Origin of the sequence: Prosthecobacter vanneervenii (assembly GCF_014203095.1) — a bacterium.
In the GTDB taxonomy this organism is placed as follows: Bacteria; Verrucomicrobiota; Verrucomicrobiia; order Verrucomicrobiales; family Verrucomicrobiaceae; genus Prosthecobacter; species Prosthecobacter vanneervenii.
On sequence record NZ_JACHIG010000001.1, the window covers coordinates 883,340 to 898,119 of the forward strand.

At 62.6% G+C, this 14,780-nt stretch carries 11 protein-coding genes; 2 read left to right on the forward strand and 9 right to left on the reverse strand.

Annotated features, from left to right (window positions below; translation table 11 throughout):
- Positions 1-118: 118 nt before the first annotated feature.
- The 5 genes from HNQ65_RS03450 to HNQ65_RS03470 form a co-directional block, all read right to left on the reverse strand.
- Positions 119-2,257 (reverse strand): penicillin-binding transpeptidase domain-containing protein, encoded by a 2,139-nt coding sequence (locus HNQ65_RS03450; RefSeq protein WP_184338072.1) that lies wholly within the window; start codon positions 2,255-2,257, stop codon positions 119-121.
- A 795-nt stretch (positions 2,258-3,052) separates the two neighbouring features.
- On the reverse strand, positions 3,053-3,931 hold the full coding sequence (locus tag HNQ65_RS03455; RefSeq protein WP_184338073.1) for an SMP-30/gluconolactonase/LRE family protein: 879 nt from the start codon (positions 3,929-3,931) through the stop codon (positions 3,053-3,055).
- A gap of 141 nt (positions 3,932-4,072) precedes the next feature.
- On the reverse strand, positions 4,073-4,270 hold the full coding sequence (locus HNQ65_RS03460; protein WP_184338074.1) for a hypothetical protein: 198 nt from the start codon (positions 4,268-4,270) through the stop codon (positions 4,073-4,075).
- Positions 4,271-4,327: 57 nt separating this feature from the next.
- On the reverse strand, positions 4,328-5,203 hold the full coding sequence (locus HNQ65_RS03465) for an alpha/beta hydrolase (protein ID WP_184338075.1): 876 nt from the start codon (positions 5,201-5,203) through the stop codon (positions 4,328-4,330).
- 760 nt (positions 5,204-5,963) lie between these two features.
- Positions 5,964-6,386 carry a hypothetical protein gene (locus HNQ65_RS03470; RefSeq protein ID WP_184338076.1) on the reverse strand — a complete coding sequence of 141 codons (423 nt, stop codon included), beginning with the start codon at positions 6,384-6,386 and terminating at the stop codon, positions 5,964-5,966.
- Positions 6,387-6,690: 304 nt separating this feature from the next.
- On the opposite strand from HNQ65_RS03470, the gene HNQ65_RS03475 reads away from it, so the two are divergent.
- Positions 6,691-9,111 carry a DUF1549 domain-containing protein gene (locus tag HNQ65_RS03475; protein WP_184338077.1) on the forward strand — a complete coding sequence of 807 codons (2,421 nt, stop codon included), beginning with the start codon at positions 6,691-6,693 and terminating at the stop codon, positions 9,109-9,111.
- 316 nt (positions 9,112-9,427) lie between these two features.
- Here HNQ65_RS03475 and HNQ65_RS03480 read toward each other — a convergent pair whose 3' ends face one another.
- Positions 9,428-10,492, reverse strand: a complete 1,065-nt coding sequence (locus HNQ65_RS03480) for a hypothetical protein (RefSeq protein ID WP_184338078.1) — start codon at positions 10,490-10,492, stop codon at positions 9,428-9,430.
- 210 nt (positions 10,493-10,702) lie between these two features.
- Positions 10,703-11,284: a hypothetical protein gene (locus tag HNQ65_RS03485; RefSeq protein WP_184338079.1), complete on the reverse strand. Its 582-nt coding sequence runs from the start codon at positions 11,282-11,284 to the stop codon at positions 10,703-10,705.
- A gap of 529 nt (positions 11,285-11,813) precedes the next feature.
- Between HNQ65_RS03485 and HNQ65_RS03490 the strand changes: the two genes are divergently transcribed.
- Positions 11,814-12,101, forward strand: coding sequence for a hypothetical protein (locus tag HNQ65_RS03490; RefSeq protein WP_184338080.1), 288 nt, complete (start codon positions 11,814-11,816; stop codon positions 12,099-12,101).
- Positions 12,102-12,679: 578 nt separating this feature from the next.
- On the opposite strand, the gene HNQ65_RS26780 is transcribed toward HNQ65_RS03490, so the two are convergent.
- Positions 12,680-12,805: a hypothetical protein gene (locus tag HNQ65_RS26780; protein ID WP_281382051.1), complete on the reverse strand. Its 126-nt coding sequence runs from the start codon at positions 12,803-12,805 to the stop codon at positions 12,680-12,682.
- Positions 12,795-14,774: a YfjI family protein gene (locus HNQ65_RS03495; protein ID WP_184338081.1), complete on the reverse strand. Its 1,980-nt coding sequence runs from the start codon at positions 14,772-14,774 to the stop codon at positions 12,795-12,797. Before HNQ65_RS03495 ends, HNQ65_RS26780 begins: the two co-directional genes overlap by 11 nt.
- Between the last annotated feature and the right edge of the window lie 6 nt (positions 14,775-14,780).

A 14,780-nucleotide genomic window follows, 5' to 3' on the forward strand; every position in this document is an offset into this window, starting at 1 on the left:
GGATGAACGAAGGCACAGAGGAAGGAATGAAACGGAAGAGGATGGAATGTGAGAGGATATGACAGCGTGCAGCGGGATACGTTTTGAAGAAATCAGCGGGAGCCCGAAGTCCGGCGCATCAGGGGCGGAAGAGACGCTGGAAGAATTCACTGACCGGATTTCCCTGATACTGCGGCGGCGGTCTGCGGCCATAGCCAGAGCCGGGTGGCGGCCTGCCGTAGTAGCCGTAGGGCGGCCCGTCATTGGGGTAGTAGCCAGGGGGTGGCGGCGGGCGGCCATCCATGCCGTAGTAGCCTGGCTCTGCCGAAAGCGTGAGAGGGTCGTTTTCCTCCTCCACCCGCACGGGCTCGTAGGCCACCTCGTGCGCGGAGGGTTTGGCCTCGATCTCCCGCAACACTTTGGCGATGACGGGTGCCGCCGTGCCGCCACCGGAGAGGCCACCCTCGCCTGCATTTCCCTCCAGCATGACGGCAAAGGCCAGTGGCGGATTGGTCTCCACGTAGCCTGCAAACCACACCACATTCGCCTTGGCTCCGCGCAGCACCCACTGGGCGGTGCCGGTCTTGCCATGCACGGGGATCTTCTTGAGGCGCGCGGCGCGGCCGGTGCCATTGGCGTGATTCACCACGCCGTACATGGCGTGGCGGATCATGTCCAGATCCCCCTGCCCCACAGGCAGCAGCGTCTCGCGGCATGGCGTCACCATATCTCCCACCTGACCGCGCTGGGACTGCGTCTGCATGACGAGGCGCGGGCGCGGCCTGCAGGCCCCGTTTGCCAGCGTGGCCATGGCCATGGCGACCTGCAGCGGCGAGGCCTCGGTGACACCCTGACCGATGGAAAGATTGGCCAGATCCCCATTGGCCACAGCACGTGGCGGCAGGGAGCCTGCGGCCGTCTTGATGGGCAGCACGGGCGCGGCACCGTAGCCAAACTCCCGCGCCATGTAGAGGATGGGCGCATCCCGCGTCATCATGGCGGACTGGTAGAAGTAGGTGTTGCAGCTGCGGATGATGGCGGAGCGTGCATTGAACCAGCCGTAGTCATCCTTGGACCAGTTGTCGAACTCCCTGCCATCAATCATGAGCGTGGGCCCGCACTCAAACTCCTGCATGGCGGGCACTGTGCCGGCACGCAGCCCGGCCAGCACGACCATGGGCTTGAAGACGGAGCCGGGCGGGTACGTGCCGAGCACGGCGCGGTCAAACAAAGGCCCGTTGATGTCCTGTGTCAGCGCATTGAAATCCGCCTCCGAGATGCCGCCTGCAAAGGCATTGGGATCATAACGCGGCAGGCTGGCCATGGCGCGGATGTCTCCGGTGTAGCCGTCCACCACCACCATGGCGCAGCGGCGGCCGGTCTGCGCCAGCGCGGACTCCACGATGCGCTGGGTGTCGAGGCTCAGCGTGGTGACGACATCGCGCCCGGCCACCGGCGGGGTGAAGACCTGCTCATAGGCCACGTGGCCGTCATTGCCCACCATGAGGCAGAGCGTGCCATCGGTGCCGGTCAGCTGCTTGTTGTAGGCGGCTTCCAGCCCGGTGGCACCGCGTGTGCGCTGCCACAGCGGCTCATTGCGCAGCACCTGCCCGCCGGGGGCTGCACCATCTGCGGAAACATAACCCAGCAGATGTGCGGCCATGCTGCCCTGCGGGTAGTGGCGCACATACTCCGTGCGCACCAGGGCATGCGGATGCTTCTGCGCATCCAGCTTCAGCTCCTGGGTGATGGCATCGCTGACAGGGATGGGCAACTCGCGGCGGCTTTCATAGTGGCGCTGCAGCGTGTCGGCATCGGGCATGCGCAGCATGGGCAGGTCGGCGTGCATGGCCTCGATCTCCTGCTGCAGCCAGGCGGTGTAGGCCTCCAGCGTGGTGTGCTGCGCGGCGGGCACGGTGAGCTGCACACGCCGCACGAGGGAGTTCTGCGCCAGCGGCCTGCCAGCGCGGTCCAGGATCTGCCCACGCGGTGCCGGTATGGCAAAGTAAAAGGGCCGCACATCCGCCCGCGATCCGCTGCCCGGCACAAAGCTGGGTGGCGCAGGTGGCTCGGGCACCTTGGCCTTGGGAGCAGGCGGCTTGGCCACAGGCTCCGGCGCTGCCTCCACGGGCTGGGCGGCAGGCGCTTGCGGCAGTTGCGGTGATCCTGCGGCGGGCGGCTTGTCCTGACGGCTCTCCGCTGCGCCGCTGGCAGATGCGGTGAGCAGCGCCGCGAGCGTGAGCATCGCCACCCCACGCCACCGAGCAGGCGGCTTCATGGCAGCAGCAGACAAACCTTCCCGGCGATTGGAGATCACAGCAGCGACCATCCTCCAAAAATAGCCACACTCCCGCCGCATCTCAAGCCCGGCTCCATAGACAAACACCGCACGCCACAGCGCTACACAGCCCCCGCCCATTTCCCGAAATAGGCGGGCAAAGGTGGGCGCACCCAAAGGCCGCTCGATTCAGCCGCAGAGGGGCAATGAGGCAGAGGCAGAGGCAGAGGCAGCAGAGATTTCATACCATGCACAGCTGAAAACGGCTCTCATGGGTGGAAGCCAGCGCTCCGGCGGAGAGGGATCGTCCCGATCCCTCACGCTCCCGCAACGCCCTGCATTCTCGCGTCTCCACAAAGCCGAATTTCCCACACATCATCCAGCGCCATCGCACATCCACAAACAAGCGCCCTGTGTGGGGATCAAGATGATCCCCCTCCGTCGCTGCGGCGAAGCCTCTGGCGGAGAGGGATCGTCCCGATCCCTCACGCTCCCGCATCGCCTAGCATTCTCGCGTCTCCACAAAGCCGAATTTCCCACACATCATCCAGCGCCGTCGCACATCCACAAACAAGCGCCATGTGTGGGGATCAAGATGATCCCCCCTCCGTCGGCTCGCGCCTCCACCTTCAGACCCGTTTTAACTGATCGTGGTATAAGCCAGGATCAAAAACACCGCCTCCTCTGCTACTCTGCCCCTCTGCGGCAAAGACGAACGTCTCGGCGCTGAAGCAAGCACCAGGAATAACGATGACGCACAGATTGCAGGCATAACCGCCTGCATCACTGCCCCGCTTACTTCCCGAAATAGCCCTTCACCTTGACCTTGCGGCCGTAGATGCCGCCGCCTCCGGCGACGTAGAGGATGTCGTGGTCTTTGCCGGCGAACTCGACGCTGACGACCTTGCCTGCGGGGTCCGGTTTGGCGATGATGCCGGAGAGACGGCCTGCGGTGTCAAAGATCTGCACGCCCAGCTCGGTGGTGACAAAGACGCGCCCTGCGGCCTCGGTGGTGGCACCGTCTCCAGCGGCGCTCTCCTTGCCCACAGGCAGCCACATCGTGGAGTAGGGCTCCGCGCCGGAGAGCGTGCCGTCGTCCTCGATGCGCCAGGCCCACACGTGCTTGCCGCCGTATTCGGAGGCGAAGAGCGTGCGCTCATCGGTGGAGATGGTGATGCCATTCGGCTTCACCACATGGCCCTCATCGGCGATGATATGCTTCTTGTCTTTCGTGATGAGGTGGATGCGCTGCGTGGGCGTCTCGGTGAAGTAGAGGTGCCCTGCCTTGCTGACTACCAGATCATTGCATTTCACACCCGTGAGCAGCACCTCCACCTCCCCTTTCATGGTGATGGTGATGATGCGCTGCTCTTTATTGTGACAGGCGTAGAAGCGTCCGTCCGGCCCGATCTGCAGGCCGCTGATGCCGGGGAGATTGTCGAGAAAGAGGTCCGTCTTGCCGGTGGCGGCGTCCAGCTTGTAGATGCCCTTGCCGCCCTTCACGTCGGTGAAGAAGAGATTGCCCGCAGCATCGCAGCATAGGCCGTCGGTGAAGACATAGCCGGAGGCCGCCTCGCGCCAGGGCTCGCCCTCGATGAGGTAATCATGCAGCGAGGTGTCCTGCGCGAAGAGGGAGGAAGAAAGGAGGCAGAGGGAAAGAAGGGTGCGTTTCATGCGCGAGTGGTTGTGATCAGTTGTAAATGTCTTTGCGATGCCCCACGTCCACAATCAGGACGACGAGCTTGGAGTCTTGTGGCAGTCAAAGGTTCAAGGTGTGCTCAAAACGAGAGGATGAAGTTCGAGGCTGCAGTTCACTTACTTCCAGCCCATTTCTTTTTTCGCCTCATCCCATGAGACATTCTCACCGCCTTCGACCAGGAGGGCTTCAGCTCTGGCTACATCGGCGGCATCTTCCACCTCTGCGCGCTTGGCGTCCATCCATTCGACAAGCTGCCAGAACTGATCCTGCGGCAGTGACTCGATGGCTTTTTTGATTTCAAGCACCGCGCTCATGAGGATGAAGGATTGGTTTGCTCAAAGGAGAACCACGGACTGGGCACACGCAGCCTCTCACTTCTTCCACAGCCAGCGCATCGTGTCCGGGAAGATGGCGCCGCCGTGCTTGCCGCTGTGGGTGCCTTCGCCGAAGACAAAGGTGTAGTCGTAGCCTGCAAACTTCAGGGAGGCGGCCATGTCCTGATTGGACAGCGGCCAGTTGCCGAACTGGTTGTCGAGGTCGTTCCTGCCATCCTGGAGGAAGACTTTGAGAGGCTTCTTCTCCGTCTTGCGCACGAGGGCGGGATAGACGTAGCCGCCGCGAATGTTGGTGAAGGAGCCGATGTGGCTGACCACCTTGCGGAAGGCGTCCGGGCGCTCCCACGCCACGGTGAAGGCGCAGATGCCGCCGCTGCTGTTGCCGCAGATGGCGCGCTGGTCGGGGTCGCTGGTCAGCTTGTAGGTCTTGCTGACTTCGGGCAGGATCTCCTCCAGCAGAAACTTGGCATACTGATCTCCGAGAGAGTCGTACTCAAAGCTGCGATTGCTGCGCGGTTTTTCCTTGGGGTTCTTGGTGGGAAACACGCCCGGATTGATGAAGATGCCGATGGTGACGGGCATCTCCCCTTTGGCGATGAGATTGTCAAACACCACAGGCACGCGGAACTGGCCGTCTGCCTTCACAAAGCCGCCGCCGTCGCAAAAGACCATCACGCTGGCTGGCTGCTCGGGCTTGTACTGCGCGGGCACGTACACCCACCAGTCGCGTGTGGTGCCGGGGAAGATCTTGGACTCCGTCCAGGCAGGCATCTGCGTCACCTTGCCATGCGGCACATCCTCCTTCACCTGGGAGTCCGGCCCGAGGACATACTGATCATCCTGCGGAGCCGCAGGGGCGAGCGTGGCGAAAAGGAACGAGACAGCAGCGAGTGGGAGAAACGGGAACTTCATGGAGGAAAAGCGAACGAGGGTTGGGAGCGGCATCTTGCAGCGATGAAAGGCGAGTGAAGGCATCGCGCAAGCAAAAGCCTCAGATGCTGCCTGATGTGCCGCAGCAGAATATGGAGTGCGGTCGCGGAGTGAAGAATGAACGCAGCTACCGCTTTCCGTGGGCCGAGCAGAGGTGCAAGCATCACGTAGATATGAGAGGCAGCAGCTCTCACGAACGATGCATCTCTCGCAGGCCGGTCAGCCCACGCCCACCACGAGACGCTCGAAAGCGGTGGCTCCGATGCAGGCTTGCGCCTCGCATCTGCGCAACCGCACTCCAAATTCACTGCGCGTGCTCACGCAGCCCATTTGGAGTGCGGTCGCGGAGTGAAGAATGAACGCAGCTACCGCTTTTCGTGGGCCGAGCAGAGGTGCGAGCATCACGTAGCTATGAGAGGCAGCAGCTCTCACGAACGATACATCCCTCGCAGGCCGGTCAGCCCACGCCCACCACGAGACGCTCGAAAGCGGTGGCTCCGATGCAGGCTTGCGCCTCGCATCTGCGCAACCGCACTCCAAATTCACTGCGCGTGCTCACGCAGCCCATTTGGAACCGGAACGAAGTGGAGATAGACAGCCGCAGGCTGCCCGAAGGGCGAGCGCAGCGAGTCAATGCGGTCGCGGAGGGAGGAACGACCGCAGCTACCGCTTTCCGTGGGCCGAGCAGAGGTGCAAGCACCACGAGACGCCCGCAGGCAGCAGCTCTCGCATGGCGGACCCTCTAGCTGAAAAATCCTTCCTGCACAGCGACCCAGCGGCCATCCTTCCAGAAAAAGGAATAAAAGGTGGTGTGCCCACCCATCACAGCTCCGTTTTTGGAACCGCCACCATTTACAATTTCCACCCGTATGGGGCTTTTATCCAAAAGGATGTGTTTCTCACTCTCCGGCTTGTCCGGTGTGTCAATGACACAGCGCTCAAGCCGGATCGCCAGCCTGCGGTTTTCCGACTCATGATGCCGGTATACCTGATGATCAAAGAGGAAGGTATAACCTGGCACAGACGGGACAAAACCCGGCGGCCATTTCACAGGCTCTCCGGAAAGCTCATGCCCATCGATCAGGATCACCGTTTTATCGCCTGGGGTGCCATAAAAATCCCGTGCACTCCGGTTGGCATCTCCTTCCAAAATATCCTGGATCATGGACGTCAGAATCTCAGCCACCTTGGGATCAACCGAGGGCTTTTTCTTTGAAAACACGAACCCCAGCACCAGAAGCAGGCAGCAGAGCAGCCCCATGCTTTTCGAGCGTGTCATGAAAGTGCGTGCGACGTTGAGCATGGCCGATTTTACCACGCCACCAAGCCAGCTCAACTCTTGAAGCAGCCAGCCATGCCCCAGCCAGCCCCCGCTCCTCTTTTGTCTTTTCACACTCCCGCCTTCCCAAGTCACCACCCTGCGCGAGAGATTCCACCTCCTTCAAACGTTCGTCACATTCTCACACCGAATGCGTCTCCTGCCTTTTCTCCTGCTCTCCATCAGCCTGCCTGCTGCGGCGGCGGTCGATTTCTCACACCAGATCGTGCCCATCCTGCGCGAGCACTGCGCGGAGTGCCATGCGGGGGACAAAAAGAAAGGCGGCTTCTCCTTCAATGACCGCGCCTCTCTCATGGAGGGCGGCGAGGACGGGCCTGCGGTGGTCAGTGGCAAGAGCGCCGAGAGCGAGCTCATCAAAGCCATTCTCTCCACCGATCCCGATGAGCAGATGCCGCCCAAGGGCAAACGCGTGCCCGCCGAGCAGGTGGCGCTGCTGCGGCAGTGGATCGATGAAGGCCTCGCGTGGGAGGAGGGATTCGCCTTCAAAAAGCCTGCGTATGAGCCGCCGCTGCAGCCGCGCATGCCCGCGCTGCCTGCAGCCGTGGACGGGCGCACGAACCCCATCGACCGCATCCTGGATGCGTATCTCGCTTCCAAGAAACTCCCCCGCCCTGCTGCGATCGACGACGCCACCTTCATGCGCCGCGTGCACCTGGACCTCATCGGCCTGCTGCCCACGCCGCAGGAGCAGGAAGCCTTTGCCCAAGACAAGGCCACCGACAAACGCACACGCCTCATCGAGTCCCTCCTGCAGCGCGACATCGACTACACCGAGCACTGGCTCACCTTTTGGAATGACCTGCTGCGCAATGACTACGGCGGCACCGGATTCATCACCGGCGGGCGCAAGCAGATCAGCAACTGGCTCTATCAGGCGCTCGTCACCAACATGCCCTTCGACCAGTTTGTGCGCGAGCTCATCGCACCGCCGAATGACGAGAGCCGGGGCTTCATTGATGGCATCAAATGGCGTGGCGATGTCAGCGCCGGGCAGACGGTGGAGATCCAGTTTGCGCAGAGCGTGGGGCAGAGCTTTCTCGGCATCAATATGAAGTGCGCGTCATGCCACGACAGCTTCATCGACCGCTGGAAGCTCAGCGAGGCCTACGGCCTGGCCGCCATCTACTCCACCCGCCCGCTGGAGGTGAACCGCTGCGACAAGCCCACCGGGCAGAAAGCCGTGCCCTCATGGCTCTTTCCAGAGATCGGTCAGGTGGACCCGCAGGCCCCGCCCGCCGAGCGCCTCAAGCAGCTGGCCGCGCTCATGACGCACCCCAGGAACGGCCGAGTGCCGCGCACGCTGGTCAATCGCCTCTGGCAGCGTCTGGTGGGTCGTGGTATCGTGCACCCGGTGGATGCCATGCAGACCGAGCCCTGGAGCGCCGACCTGCTCGACTACCTGGCGGCGGACTTTGCGCAGCATGGCTATGACCTGAAGCACACGCTCGGGCTCATCGCCAGCTCCCAGGCCTACCAGTCCCACGCCGAGGTGCTGGCAAAAGACACCGACGACCACGGCTACACCTACGCAGGCCCGCGCGTGCGGCGGCTCACAGCGGAGCAGTTTGTGGATGCCATCTGGCAGATCACCGGCGCAGCCCCCGTGAAGATGGATGCCGGAGTACTGCGTGGCAAGGTGGACCCAAAGCTGGCGCAGCAGATCAAGATCAGCGGCCAGTGGATCTGGGGCCACAGCGCCAGTCCCGGCAGCACGCCGCCTGCGGGAGAGGCCATCACCCTGCGCAAGACCTTCACGCTGGATGAAGACCCCGCCAGCGCCAGCGCCGTGGTCACCTGCGACAACGGCTACACTTTATTTATCAACAACCGCCGCATCAGCGCCGGGGACGACTGGACCAAGATGGCCGCCGTGCCGCTGCAGACCGCCCTGAAAAAAGGGGCCAACACCCTCCTCGTGGTGGCCACCAATGCCGGCAAAGGCCCCAATGCCGCAGGCTTCTTCTTTGACGCCCGCGTGCGCAGCGCCTCCGGCAAGGAGACGACCATCAGCAGCGACGCCACCTGGGAGTGGACCGCCAAGGTGCCTGCCACCAAGGAGGGCCGCCTGGGTGCCTTTGACGCCAAGGACTGGAAGCCCGTGGTGGTGGTGAAGGCGCTGCCCGTGTGGGAAAAGACCATCCAGGCGCAGGCCCCCGCGCTGCTGGCACAGGGTGCCGCCGCCTCCGGCCGCATGGTGCGCGCCGCGCTGATGAAGTCCGACTTTCTCATGCGCACCCTGGGCCGCCCAAACCGCGACCAGATCGTGACCACCCGCCCCAATGACCTGACCACGCTGGAGGCCATCGACCTCGCCAATGGCAGCGTGCTTTCCGCAGCCATCGCCAAAGGCGCGCAGCGTCTGCTGCAGTCCCCCGCCGCCACACCGCAGGCACTCATCGTGGGCATCTACCAGCAGGCCCTCAGCCGCCCGCCCACCGCCGCCGAGCTGGCCACCGCGCAGGAGATCCTCGGCGACAAACCCACCGCCCAATCCCTCGAAGACCTCCTCTGGGCCGTCTGCATGCTGCCCGAGTTTCAGACCGTGCGGTAGACCGCAACTCCGGCAGTAGCACGGGCAATCCTGCCCGTAAGCCAGCGGGTGAAAATCACCGGCGCCTCCCGCACATCCAAAAACACCCCTGCCCAGCGCATTCCGCAAACACGCGCCACCACCACGCCATTCCGCGAACCCGTCACATGTGCGGGGATCAAGATGATCCCCCTCCGTCTCTGCGGCAAAGCCTCTGGAGCCAACACAAAAAATCATCCCCCAAGAAGACCCCCCAAAACCCCCACAACCGGTTGTGGGGGTTTCGGTGGTTTGTTTTTGGTGGAGACGATGATTTTTTCCACCACCCCTCCCCGCTTCAAAAACCAGCCTTTTCCAGCTCGTGCACGATGAGTGCGGAAAAGGCCAGTTCATCAAAGCTTTGCGCGCTTTGTGCCAGCAGCTCCGTGGAGTAGATTTCATACAACAGGTAGGCCTCACGCAGCTCCGCCACCGCGTCGTCGTATTCTGTCACGCGGCAGGGCAGCTTCAGCTCCCAGTCGGTGAAGCGGACTTTGCTAAAAAAGACGGAGCGAACCCAAGGCCAGTCATACCTGAAGTAAGGGGGGGCTAGCCCCGTCAATGCAGTATCTACTCTCGGCCACGCCATGGCATCGAGCTGTGCCAGCAGAAGCTCCTCCTCGTCTGCCACCGTGGCTGACGGAGCGGACCAGCTCACGAGATTAGAAAACACCGCATGCACATCCTGCAGCCGCTGGTAAAGCCCCGGCATGGCCGTGATGGGATAGCTCGACTGGACACCCACCGTCCACCCAAATCGAATCGGCAGCTCCATCACGCGGAGCTGCTGATAGTCGGGAGAAAAAACGGTCAGCTTGGTGTGCAGGTCTTTCCGATAGGGCAGCCCCTGAAACGTCCACCGCCCGGACTCATCGCGCAGCAGATGCTTTTCCCTGCACACCGGATCTCTGTCATCACGCAGCACGAGTTCATCCGCCGTCAGCAGCTTCAGACCGATGCCAGGATCAAGCCCGTAGGTGGAAGGAAACACATCCTCATACAGCCGGGGCTCCTCGGCGTTCACATCGAGAGTCACGATGATGTTATCATACCGTGTAAAGAAGCGCAGACTGACGCGCCTTTCGCCCAGGCAGATCTGCTGGTCTGGATTGTCGAGCGCCTGCATGCGGTACACTTCCCGTGCGCCGCCATTCGGATGGCGGTAGCGCAGGCAGTAGTTTCCGCCCGAGCGAATCCCGCCCGCGCCAGGGTCAGCCGTACGCACCAGCACCACCTCCGCCCCGCCTGCCACCGGCCAGCGCTTGATCAGCGTGTCCTCCGCCCGCACCCCACCCACCACCACCAGCCATACCAGAGCATGGCATGCCAGCCAATGGCGCAGAATAAAGCGGCACAGATTCATCTCAGGTGGCATCAGCGTAGAGAATCTGGCATGACGTGGCAAGAAGGAACCTCGCCCGGCAAGTTCACACCTCGCCGACAACCCAAAAAACAAAATCGCATCCTCAAAACACACTGCCAAAACTGCCGAAATACCCGTCCTCCGTAATTTCGGCAGTTTTGGCAGTACGCTTTCAGCCGCGTATTTGATTTGGTGATGCACCTCACCTGATCACCCATCCCCTTTTTTCATCTCCCATTCGATCAGGTCGAGAAACGCCACATCATCCACACCATGCATCGACTTGGCCAGCCGTGTGGCAAAGTACTCCTGGCAGCAGCCATAGGCAGCGGAGAGATCATTCACCGCCCGGTCATAAGCGGTGTCGTAGCAGGGCAGCTCAGAGAGCGTGGGCCTGCTGGAGTCGAGACGGCGGAGGAAATGCTCCAGCATCAATGACTGCCTGATTGCAGGCATGCGCACCCAGCCGCAGTCCGCCCAGCACTCCGGACTCAGAAACAGAGGGGGCAGCGGCGTCTCGCGCCCCACCACCAGTGTCGGCGCAGGAGCTGCCTTCATTCTCGGCAGGAAAAAGAGCCCCGGGAGCGCCCGCACCCGCTCCAGCTTGGCGATGGACTGCGCGCGGTCGTCGATGTCTGAGACTCTCAGCCATCCCCTCAGGTCAGTGTCTGCTTGTTTAGAAATGGCCAGTAGAGAGGTCCATCCCTCCTCAGCCCGCGCAGCCGCCGCCATAAGGCATACCAGAACACAGCATGCCAGCCAATGGCGCGGAAGAGAGAAGCGCAGAGTCATCTGAGGTGCATCAGAATAGAGAATCTGGCATGCCGTGGCAAGAAGGAACCTGAAGGGCCAAGATCGCGCCAGCGTAGGACAGAGATACCCCGCCCTGCCACACGCTGCGGACGGCGAACCTCTTGGATAGCCTGCTGCACCACAGACCCTTATCTACGGACCCGGCGCAGCGGGTCCCTACCAGCCCTGCGGCACGCGCCGCTCTAAGGCAGAAACCAGCCCCAGCCCCACCACTCCGGATGGTAGGGACGCGCTGCGCCGCGTCCGTAGAATCCTTCCTCCCAGCGCCCTCTCCCGCCCCATCCCTCTCCCCCATTCCCAACTCACCGCCTCTTCTCCATCCTGCCGTCCTCGACACGCCCCAGCTCGATCAAAAAACAAAATCACACCCTCTAAAACGCACCGCCAAAACCGCCGAAATACCCGTCCTCCGTAATTTTGGCGGTTTTGGCAGTACATTTTCAGCCGCGTATTTTTATTTTGAGGCTGGCATCGCCGCCACACCCCGATGACGCTCATAAGCCCACCAATGAAAATCTGGACATCTCCTCTTCCTCTGGCTCTGCTCTTCATCGTAGGATGCCAGTCGGCCAAGACACCGCCTCCACCCGATCCAGCGGGCCGTACCATTGGCTCCGCACACCTGACCCGAGATGGCATGCTCGAAGTCATGCTGCGTGCCGAGAGTGACGACGGCGCGGTGGGAGACGCCTTTTTTGTCTATAAGAAAGGTACTCCGGACTACCAGAAGATGCTCAATCATATTGGCGGGCTGAAGCGTGGAGAAAGCAAGCTGGTGCCTGCTTTTTCCGAGTGAGCCTCATGTCAGATGTGTGGTGCGTTTTCTTTCGATAACGCAGCCTCCCTCCCCTGCTCGACATCTGCCATTGGCTCCTGGAAGGAGCCCGGATATTAGCCGGTGGTGGAGCGAGGCTTGGCGAGCGGGAACCACCGGATATGGTATGTCATACCATTGTGCTCAAGAGCGCATGCTGGAGGCATGCGAGAAGTGTGCGCAGTCTCCTCGTGCACGCTGGGCGGCCGCTTCCCTCTCGCATACCTTCGGCATGCGCCCCTGAAGGGAATCAGAGGTGTGTCAGGGTCCGGTGGTTCCCGCTGCACCGCTGCGCGGTTTCGCTCCACCACCGGCTAATGTCTCTGCTCCTTCCAGGAGCCCTTACCGGGGTTGTCAGGCATGCGGTTGCCACAGCAGCATGGCCCACGACAGCACACAGAAAAATATTTCACGCTCAGAAACACACCGCCAAAACCGCCGAAATACCCATGCGCGGCAATTTCGGCGGTTTCGGCAGTGCTTTCAGGCGGCATGCGCTGCATTTTTCATCCACAGATTGAGATGGTAGGTTGTGGCATTTAAGGCAGTTTTACGAACTTTCAGGCATCACCAGCGCAGACCAGATTCGCAGAAAAAAATTTCACGCTGAGAAACACACCGCCAAAACCGCCGAAATACCCATGCGCGGCAATTTCGGCGGTTTCGGCAATGCTTTCAGGCGGCATGCATTGCGTTTTTCGCCTGTGGATTGAGATGGTAGCTGATGGTATGGCGTCCGGCCTTCACCACCGCAGGCTGCGTGGTGGCGATGAGCCAGCGGTACTCTGCCAATTGCTCACAGGCGGCTTCGGCATCTTCCGGCCTCAACAGTCCGCTCCACCCCTTTCTCCGCACATCCCGTGCCCGAAACTCCTCGGGCAGGCCTGCGGTGCCATCGAGCAGTTTTTTCAGCAGGGTGTGCACGGCGTCGGTGTCGGCGGTGGTGCTGGAGGCATAGACGCGGGCGGCGTGGCTTTCCAGGCAGTCGGCCCAGGAGAGGGCGCGCTGCAGGGCGCTGAGGGGCACCAGGCCGCCAAAGCTCTCCGCTGCGTGGATGAGCACGGAGAGCGCGGGGATGAGCTTGCGGTATTTGCCCAGGTGCGCCTCAAAGGGCGCGGGCATGCGGCCTGCGCGCAGGCGGTTCTCAAAACGGCTGCGCCAGTCGCGGAAGAGCTCCTGCGCCTCCGGGTCAAAGCGGAAGGTGGGGATGTCATCGCGCCCGGGGGCCACGCCCTGGCGCAGCAGCTCCTCGGCAGTCAGGTTTTCCATGGCCACAAAGACGCACTCCGCATCCCACTCGGCCGTGCGGTCCAGCGGGCGGTCGATGTCCTGCCACTCGGATTTCACGTCCGGCCACACCATTAATGAAAAACGCTGCAGGAAGCCGTCTGCCCCCGCACTGTGGCTGCTGGCGGCACGCACATGACTGGCGATGACGCCCGGCTGGATGCTGCCCAGCACGCTGAGCGCGCAGGCCTCGATGTAGCGACGCCCGCGCCCGATGCGGTCAAAGGTGAACCCTTCCTTGCCGCTCCAGGCTTGCAGCAAAAAGGCGCGCAGGGATTGATTCCCCTCCTTTTCCAGCAGCGCCAGCAGACCGGCCAGCTCGTCCTGGTAGAGGAGCGTGCCGGTGGGGTTCTCGCGCAGCACCTCGCCCAGGGCTTCGAGGCTGGGATTGTTGACGGTGAGTCGGCGCAGCGGCGGGCCTTCCTCGTCCTCGTTCTGGATGAGCTGCGCGTAGTCAAAGGCCTCGCCGTTTTTGGTGGCCTTCTTGGCCGCACTCTCCAGCGCGCTGCGGCGCATGCGGGCCTCGATCTCCGTGGCCTGGCGTGCGCGCACCTGCTCGGCGTAGTTGCGCTGCGCATCGGCGGTCAGCGTCTTGAGCGGGCGCATGGCGGCCTGCATGGAGGGGGACTTCATCAGGGAGGGATTGCCGATGATCATGCCCCAGAGATGGGGAAACTCGGTGTAGCCCTCATCATGCTCCTTGGGCTGGATGCAGAAGCGCCGGCCGCACACGCTGGAGAGCGCCGTCATGGCCGCCACGGCGGGAAACTCCGGCGGGCACTGCATGCGCTCGGCGATGTCGGTGATCCACGGGCGGAAGGTCTCCGGCAGCCAGTCGGGATCAAAGGGCAGCACGGGTGGCAGCGCCGCCACCAGCGGCAGCGGGCGCGGGGCGTCCTCCCCCGTGGTGTAGGCGATGTGCTCCATCTTGTGCAGGCTCTGGCGCAGCACGGCGGCCATCTCCTGCGGTCCGGCATCGGCGCGCTGGGCCATCTCCGCAGCCTCCGCCAGCAGGCGGCGGCCATGCGCGTGGGCCAGCTGCCGCGCGTGCCACTCTGCCATTTCATAGCTGAAGATGGCATGTCGTCCCATGATCAGCCCCAGACTGCGCACGCCCTCGATGCCGCTCTGCCGGCGCAGGTGCACGGCCACGCTGTCCATGGTGATGACCTCCCCGCGTGCGTGCATTTCCAGCAGCAGCACCCAGAGTCGGCGACGCTCGGGGTCCACAAACACCTCCGGCATGCGGAGCACGCGCTGCAGCGCAGGCAGCCAGTCGGCATGCCCGTCCAGCACCACGGAGAGAATCTGCTCCTCGCTCTCCGGCGCGGAAAGCTGGGATCCGGTAAATTCAGTAGGATGGCTCATGGCGTG

Excerpts from the sequence above, each read along its gene's own strand:
- HNQ65_RS03475 (WP_184338077.1), top strand. The coding sequence starts at position 6,691 with ATGCGTCTCCTGCCTTTTCTCCTGCTCTCCATCAGCCTGCCTGCTGCG.
- HNQ65_RS03490 (WP_184338080.1), top strand. The coding sequence starts at position 11,814 with ATGAAAATCTGGACATCTCCTCTTCCTCTGGCTCTGCTCTTCATCGTA.
- HNQ65_RS03480 (WP_184338078.1), bottom strand. The coding sequence starts at position 10,492 with ATGAATCTGTGCCGCTTTATTCTGCGCCATTGGCTGGCATGCCATGCT.
- HNQ65_RS03485 (WP_184338079.1), bottom strand. The coding sequence starts at position 11,284 with ATGACTCTGCGCTTCTCTCTTCCGCGCCATTGGCTGGCATGCTGTGTT.
- HNQ65_RS03460 (WP_184338074.1), bottom strand. The coding sequence starts at position 4,270 with ATGAGCGCGGTGCTTGAAATCAAAAAAGCCATCGAGTCACTGCCGCAG.
- HNQ65_RS03470 (WP_184338076.1), bottom strand. The coding sequence starts at position 6,386 with ATGATCCAGGATATTTTGGAAGGAGATGCCAACCGGAGTGCACGGGAT.
- HNQ65_RS03450 (WP_184338072.1), bottom strand. The coding sequence starts at position 2,257 with ATGAAGCCGCCTGCTCGGTGGCGTGGGGTGGCGATGCTCACGCTCGCG.
- HNQ65_RS03495 (WP_184338081.1), bottom strand. The coding sequence starts at position 14,774 with ATGAGCCATCCTACTGAATTTACCGGATCCCAGCTTTCCGCGCCGGAG.
- HNQ65_RS03465 (WP_184338075.1), bottom strand. The coding sequence starts at position 5,203 with ATGAAGTTCCCGTTTCTCCCACTCGCTGCTGTCTCGTTCCTTTTCGCC.
- HNQ65_RS03455 (WP_184338073.1), bottom strand. The coding sequence starts at position 3,931 with ATGAAACGCACCCTTCTTTCCCTCTGCCTCCTTTCTTCCTCCCTCTTC.
- HNQ65_RS26780 (WP_281382051.1), bottom strand. The coding sequence starts at position 12,805 with ATGCCGCCTGAAAGCATTGCCGAAACCGCCGAAATTGCCGCGCATGGG.